This is a genomic window from Paenibacillus sp. TAF43_2 (assembly GCF_052113545.1).
Lineage (GTDB): Bacteria > Bacillota > Bacilli > Paenibacillales > Paenibacillaceae > Pristimantibacillus.
On record NZ_JBFRDK010000386.1, the window covers coordinates 1 to 1,082 of the forward strand.

At 44.5% G+C, this 1,082-nt stretch carries 2 protein-coding genes; both read left to right on the forward strand.

The annotated features are described in order from the left end of the window. The coding region (locus AB4Z17_RS33595) for a sensor histidine kinase (protein ID WP_441964790.1) at window positions 1-262 on the forward strand (262 nt) is incomplete at its 5' end. A 2-nt stretch (window positions 263-264) separates the two neighbouring features. Further along, window positions 265-1,082: response regulator (locus AB4Z17_RS33600; RefSeq protein ID WP_441964792.1), on the forward strand; the 818-nt coding region annotated here is incomplete at its 3' end.

Here is a 1,082-nt window from a genome sequence, read left to right on the forward strand (position 1 = left end):
GATTGGAAGATGCGAATTGATGCCAGAAGAGAGGCTGCGAATTCAAATTCATGATACTGGCCGCGGCTTCTCCGAGGAGGTCTTGCAGAAGCTGCAGCAGGAAATTAATTTAATGAATGAAGATGGCGAGCATATTGGCATTTGGAATGTAAGACGCAGATTGCGGCTGTTATACGGGGACAAGGCGAGCATGGCTTTTTATAACGAAGATGGTGCAGCAGTTGAAATAACGATGCCATTAACGAAAGAAATGAGGTCGTGAATATGTACCGTTTATTAATCGTTGATGATGAAATCTTTATCGCAAATGGCATTAAATCGAGTGTGAACTGGAGAGAGCTCGGCATTATAACTGTCACTCTCGCACATAATCTTCGGCAAGCGAAGGAGGAATTTAGTCTTCAGCCATTTGATATGATGATTTGTGATATAGAAATGCCGCAGGGCAGTGGGCTGGAGCTCTTTGAATGGGTGCGTGAACAGTATCCCCAAACCGAATGTGTTTTCCTTACCTGTCACGCTGATTTTCAATATGCGAAAAAAGCTCTTCAGCTTGGCAGCTTCGAATATTTGTTGAAGCCCGTTCCGCATGATGAATTGAAGCTTGTGATGACGAAGCTAATCGAGAAAATCAGGAAGGAGCGGGAATCGGCAACGATGGTGGCCGAGCGTTTTTGGCAGGATGTACTGAAGCAAGCCATTCCGTCTAATCAGGATAAAATGTTGGAGGTTATCGGCAAGCAGAAGCTTCCGTACACGAGGTCTATGACATTTCTGCCGGTTCTTATCAGTATCGAGCATTGGGAGAAATCATTAACCGCCCGTGATCTGCAAATTATGGAGTATGCGCTCCACAACGCCCTTGAGGAGGTCGTTATTCAGCGTGCTGCTAGTGCACAAATCGTCCGGATGAATGCTGATTACATGCTCATTGTGTTTGCACAGGATGTTATGCAAACAGAAGATGGCAAGCTCTTTAGCAAAGAAATCAAAAGGCGCTGTCAGTCTTTTATTGAGATGAGCAATCATTATTTATATTGTCACGTGTCCTGCTATATTGGCAAATCGGCACAAGTCCATGA